Annotated in this window: 4 protein-coding genes and 1 pseudogene; 2 read left to right on the top strand and 3 right to left on the bottom strand. The window is 62.8% G+C overall.

Annotated features, from left to right (window positions below; all coding sequences use genetic code 11):
• Nucleotides 1-453, top strand: a pseudogene (locus AB4Y86_RS10505) (ISL3 family transposase); the annotation flags it as partial.
• Between the two features lie 626 nt (nt 454-1,079).
• On the opposite strand, the gene AB4Y86_RS10500 reads toward AB4Y86_RS10505, so the two are convergent.
• From AB4Y86_RS10500 to AB4Y86_RS10490, 3 genes are all read right to left on the bottom strand, one after another.
• Nucleotides 1,080-1,595: a MarR family winged helix-turn-helix transcriptional regulator gene (locus AB4Y86_RS10500; protein WP_441402177.1), complete on the bottom strand. Its 516-nt coding sequence runs from the start codon at nt 1,593-1,595 to the stop codon at nt 1,080-1,082.
• 175 nt (nt 1,596-1,770) lie between these two features.
• Nucleotides 1,771-2,688, bottom strand: a complete 918-nt coding sequence (locus AB4Y86_RS10495; RefSeq protein ID WP_441402176.1) for an aldose 1-epimerase family protein — start codon at nt 2,686-2,688, stop codon at nt 1,771-1,773.
• A 954-nt stretch (nt 2,689-3,642) separates the two neighbouring features.
• Complete coding sequence (locus tag AB4Y86_RS10490; protein ID WP_441402175.1) at nt 3,643-4,173, bottom strand: YbhB/YbcL family Raf kinase inhibitor-like protein; 531 nt, start codon at nt 4,171-4,173, stop codon at nt 3,643-3,645.
• 381 nt (nt 4,174-4,554) lie between these two features.
• Here AB4Y86_RS10490 and AB4Y86_RS10485 point away from each other — a divergent pair, with 381 nt between their 5' ends.
• Nucleotides 4,555-5,526 (top strand): FUSC family protein, encoded by a 972-nt coding sequence (locus AB4Y86_RS10485; protein WP_441402174.1) that lies wholly within the window; start codon nt 4,555-4,557, stop codon nt 5,524-5,526.
• Nucleotides 5,527-5,719: the final 193 nt, after the last annotated feature.

Below are 5,719 nucleotides of genomic sequence, written 5' to 3'. Positions count from 1 at the left end.
CCTCCACGGCAGGCGGGGCAGGGCCACGGATCCGGCCTAGAAGTACCGGAAATTGCTGACCTGCAACCAGGAAAACATGTCCTCCGCCCAGCGCGGACGGATGCAGGAAATCATTGGCTCTGACCTTGAACTCGGTGTCGTCTGGGGCATCAAGGAACACGTCCGCCAGCTGCTGAAGACCGATCACATCGACGGCTTCCACCGGGCCTGGGCCGAGCTCGAAAACGCCGTGAAAGCGACCCGGATGCGAGAGGCGAAATCACTGTTCCTGACCCTGAAATTGTGGCGCAAAGAACTGCTCACGTTCTGCCGGACCAGGGTCACGAATGCGCGCAGCGAAGCTGCCAACCTCAGCGCCAAGAACCTCAAACGAGCCGCCGGCGCGGATACCGGAATCATGACCATTACAGGCTCCGGTTATTGTTGTACACGGCAGCCCAACAAGCATGCTGAACACCTGCCGCCACGCTAAAAGTGGAAGAGCCGTTAAACCTCTCACGATTTCCTCCACACAATAAAAGGCCGCCCGGCGGACTGAATGACCAATGGCACCTTCCGGCGAACTAATTCCCGGAAGTGAAACGTTTTGCGGCAAGACCGCCGCATCCACCTGACGGTGGGGATCGGCCGGGCCGGACGAACGTTCGGCGCCGGCAATCGTTCAGCTGCTGCCGGCACGGACGGCGGTAACCGCAAGGATGAAACCGGTCAGGGCAGAAGTCGCGCATAGGATCCAAAGCATGCCGATGAGACCGCTGTTCTGCCGCACGATGTCGGGACCGCACTGGAAGCAACCCCAGCTCGGATCAGAGCGGCGCCCGCGCTGGCGGTGGCGATTGCCCAGCAGAGCCACTGGTAGGTCGTTGTGGACCCTTGTTCCATGGTTTGATCCTCCACAGGACGGGACGTGCGGCCGTATGCCAACACGAAGTATTTGCATAGACGCTACCATTGCGGAAACGCAATGAAAAGAGTCGGCGGTTTCGGTCACTGCCTAACGCCCAAAAAGTCCACCCTCCGCTGCGGCACTGTCCAAGCTTCCGCGCGGGGCCTTCGAGCCGGGTCCGGGGGGTACTGGCTCAGCTATCGAGCGTCAGCGCGAAGCGCCCGTCGCCCGTACCGGTTTCTCCCGAGGCTCGCGCGAATGCTTCCATGGCATCGGCAAGGGAGGCCCGCATCGCCGCAGGCAGACGTTCCATCACGACCACCACAGCTTCGCGGCGGTGCGACATCACCTGCTCCACCAACTCGCTGCCCTTGACGGAAAGGACCAGCTTCGACAAACGCCGATCCTGGGGATCCTCCCCGCGTTCAATCAACCCAGCCTGCACCAGGCGCTCACACGTTCTCGTGGCGTTGGACGGATGGACGCCCAGTTCAATGGCCACGGCCCCAAGGTTCTGCGGTCCGCGGTTCGCGATCAGCACCAGCACCCGTAACTGTGGGGTCGTCACCACGTCTTCCACTTCTGCCACCGAGCGGGCGGCCACCCGAAGGAAGACGTTGGCTGCCCGGACTGCAGCATCCACCTGGCCACCGTCGACCGTGGGGGCCGCTCCTTCTGCGGATTGCTTGGCAGCTTCTGAATCAGTCATGCCCACGAGTATCCATCGATCTATTGCGCGGAGGCAATATTTGCAGAGTTGCAGCACCTTGCTCAGGGCCGGCTCTCTGGTTTGGGCGAGCGGCCGCCAGGCTTCTGTTTCCGAGGCTGTGGGTCCGCGGGGCGCCCCCGACGACGCCCAGGCCAGACCCCTCCCCAGGAAAGGATCAAAGCAGCCGAACACCCCAGGCCGCGGCCGTCGACTCACCGGGTTCGAGGCGGATCACGCCTTCGCCTGTCGCGAACGCGTTCGGCGGGCACGTCATCGGTTCGGTCCCGAGTCCCTTCCGGCGCCGGGATTCAACGAGGGTGTCAGCGGTGTACAACTCGACCAGCGCGTACCCCTGATCCACCCACAACTCGGACGTCCGGCCGTCATGTCCGGTCAGACGCACCCAAGCCCTGCCCTCGGCGTCGCGGACCAAGTCGGTGAAGGCGTGGTCGATGGCCAATTCCCCGATCCTTCTGGGCTCTCGGAAGTCGAACACTGTACCRCCGACAGATTCCCGGCCCGTGGGCAATTGGCGTTCAGCATCAGTCGTTATGCGCGTTCCGGCATTCATCTGCAGGGTGCAGCCGTCGATCGTTTCATCACCGCCCGTCGCCAAGTAAGGATGCTGGCCGCATCCGTAAGGCAAGGCGTTCTCGCCGATGTTGGTCGCAGTGGTCGCGACAGTGAGGCCTCCAGCGTCGAGCCTGTATTCCACTCGCACCTGGAGCTGAAACGGGTATCCCTCCAACGGAAATAGCTGGGTACCCATCACCGCACGATCGGCATCGTGTTCGAGAACGCTCCACGGACGCCAGCATAGAAATCCGTGGATCGCATTGTGCTTTGTCGGTTCCGTCAGAGCAACCTGATAGTCAGTTTCATCGAAGCGGTACCGCCCATCTGCCAAGCGGTTTGGCCAAGGGATCAGGGGTGTGCCATGGRCTCCGTCGCACATGGCGTCCCGGTCGTACGGTTGCAGCACATCCCTGCCTGAGTCCGTGTACTTTCGGACGCCACCGCCGGTCTCCACGATCGTCGCGCTCTGTCGGCCGTGGCTGATTTCGATCTGACGCCCAGAAGGAGGAAGACTCATGCGTGCCAGTCTGCGCCGCGGTGCACCGGGTCCGCAACCGCAGGTGAAGTGCTCGAAATGGATCCAGAACGGCTTCTGCGGTTTCCCGGCGAGACGCCGACGGCGGCAAGTGCCTGAGCAGCACGGTCACTTGGACTCTGGTCAAGGAGGGCCCAGCCACGTCATCGCCCACCGCATCATGGGCGGCTGGCGCCTCCAGATACTCGAGAAACTGACGGAAACGTTGGCCCGTGGCGGGGGTGAGTACTCGTCAGGTTGGGTCGCTGGCTCGGAACACCCTCTTCAAGACACCCTGTGGGAGTTGGGCGGCTGAGGCCGGCCGCCCAGGAGCCACGCGATACCGCCGGCAACGCTTCCCAAGACCAGGACGACGAGCCAAATGTCTCTGGGGAATGTGCGCATGTCCCGCTCATCGGTCCTGCTGAAATCGATCAGGCTATATACCCAGAGGCCTAGGCACGGGACCAAGACGAGAACGGGCAGCCAACCTGAGTTCAGGGTTGCGTCCATAGCACCAGTATGCGCCGTGTAGACCATGGCAGCTGATGGGACCGACTCGTCAATGATTCGGGCTGGGATTCTCCTCTTTTTGATGAAGCAGCTCGGTTGAGGCGAGGCGTTGGCACGGTTTGCTTCGGCCAGCAAACCGTGGGGCCACTACGCGGGCGGGACAACGCTGACCGGCACCCCTGAGGTGCAGAGGACTTCTGGCATTCCGAGCCGACGACTCCTGAAACTAACACCGGACGCTGTTGATCAACCCAAGAAGCGCCCAAAGCTACGCACCAACCCGCCGGCCAGGGACGGCGCCGAACTTCATCGCCAAAGCTGAACGAACGGCGCCGTCCTCCTTTTAACAGTTGCCACGGCATCCCGTGGTAATCGGCGGACGTCAGCCACTCTGGGGGGCTGACGGTCCCTCCGTCCGCGCAGTAACTTGCGCACACCCCGGCTTCAGGACCGCCCGAACAAGCCGACCAGCCGTGCACGGCCGATGGCGTGCGAAAAAAGGTTAAATCCCAAAAGAGCAGGGCTGGCCTGGGCAGTGATTTCGAGCTTATCCACGTCCAGCGCGTGAACCACCACATGGTAGTGGTGGACACCGTGGCCAGGCGGCGGTGCGGCGCCAACAAAGCCAGCGAAGCCGGCGTCGTTATGCAGTTGCAAGGCGCCTTCGGGCAGTCCCTGGTCCGCCGCGCCGGAGGGCAAAGAGGTGGTGGTCGCCGGCAGGTTACAGACAGCCCAGTGCCAGAAACCGCTTCCGGTTGGGGCGTCCGGGTCCAGCACTGTGAGCGCAAAGCTCTTTGTCTCAGGAGGAAAGCCAGACCACGAAAGCTGCGGTGACTGGTCCTGGCCCCCCTCTATTCCCATCTTTCCGCTGCGCTGCGCCGGAGCGAGCGTCTGGCCGTCCCCGAAGTCAGTGCTTGTCACCTTAAACTCCGGAAGCCGGGGAAGTTCTTCGTACGGGTCGCGGGAAAATGCCATCGATTAATTTCTCCTCTTTAGCAGAAAGGTCGGTCAGCAGAACATTTGGGCAAACCGTTCTTTCGCCCAGAATACTTCTATCCGGGCCCGGGGAGAAAGCAGTTCTGGCCCACGTCATATCCGGTGAAACCCCTGGCATGGGTGGAGAAGCCTGCTGGAAATCGGCAGCGGGTCAACGAAGTCGCCCCCACCACCAACCGCAGACCGCCGTGGACTACGGACAGAGGAAGGTTTGCTTGATTGCTGACTGAGTCGTTCACGCACCTGCTACCGAGGAAGGCCGTGTCGGACCAGCGCTAATATCGGAAGGTGCACAGGGTCCTGAAACATGCGAAGGAACTAGTCCGAATAGAACCCGCACAGGGTGACCATCTGCCTGCCTTGCGCGTCGGACTCAGCGTCAGCATCCCGCTCCTGGTTCTGCTCGCCCTTGGCCGCCCGGACTTGAGCATCTACGCAGTCTTCGGCGGGTTCACCGCCATGTACGGACGCAGAGACGGCTACCGTGCCCGGCTTGTGCACCAGGGCCGCGCTGCCCTTCTTCTCACCTCGGGCCTAGCCGTCGGCGTCCTGCTTTCCTTGTTCCGGGCCCAGTCCTGGCTTCTCGTCATTGTCGAGTCGCTGTTCGCCGTGGCTGCATCCCTGGCTGCGGACAGGATGCGTCTCAGACCATCCGGGCCCTTCTACGCAATCTTTGCGCTCGGCGCCTGCGCGTCGGTGCCGACAACGATTCCGTTATGGCTCGCGGTCAGCATTTGCGTTGCCTCCGCGGCCTTCTCCATGGTGGTCGGGATCGCGGGATGGGCCCGGAACCGGACTTGGCACCCCGCCCAGGCACCGCCAGGAGGAGCAGCGGATGCGCGGGCAGTGCGCGTGCACGCTGTCCGCTATCTCATTGCCGTAGCCACCGCCGGCATGCTCGGCGTTCTCGGCGGCGCCGGACACGCCAACTGGACCATGGCCGGGGCCGCGGTGCCCCTCGCGGCAACGAACAGGAAGAGCCGTATCCTCCGCGGCATCCACCGTGTGATTGGGACGCTGGCCGGTATCCTCCTCACCGCCCTGATCCTGCTGCCAGGTTTCGACCGGACCACGCTGACGGTGCTCCTCATGGTCCTGCTCTTTCCCACGGAGCTTTTCATGATGCGCCACTACGGGCTTGCCATGATGTTCTTCACTCCTGCCATCCTCCTCATGAGCCAACTGGCCTACCCGATCAGTAGGCACGTACTGGTCATGGACCGGGGAATCGAAACGCTCATCGGCGCCTCCGTCGGCATTGCAGTCGCCATCCTCGTCCGCGAGCCCTCCGTGAGGCCCCCAGTCCTGCAGGCAACGGTCAGTGACGCCTGAATAACGATGGATCCGGTGGTTGGCATGACACGCCAGGCGTTGGGCCACGGGTAAAACCCCGCCGAAGGTGAGGGTGTGTGGTGGACGGACGCGCACGATTGGTGACAGGACGGAGTTCGTTCCGACGACCGAGCCGTTCACATGGTCCCTCCCCCACCACGAAAGAATGCTGCAGCCGCACGCGACTCCGTAG

This window comes from Arthrobacter sp. 2YAF22_2 (assembly GCF_052114645.1).
In the GTDB taxonomy this organism is placed as follows: domain Bacteria; phylum Actinomycetota; class Actinomycetes; order Actinomycetales; family Micrococcaceae; genus Arthrobacter.
The sequence above is the reverse complement of the archived record's forward strand: the minus strand, read 5'-3'. Positions and strand labels throughout refer to the sequence as shown.

What these genes read in the sequence shown, in the direction of transcription:
- AB4Y86_RS10500 (WP_441402177.1), bottom strand. Translation starts at nt 1,595, where the DNA reads ATGACTGATTCAGAAGCTGCCAAGCAATCCGCAGAAGGAGCGGCCCCC.
- AB4Y86_RS10490 (WP_441402175.1), bottom strand. Translation starts at nt 4,173, where the DNA reads ATGGCATTTTCCCGCGACCCGTACGAAGAACTTCCCCGGCTTCCGGAG.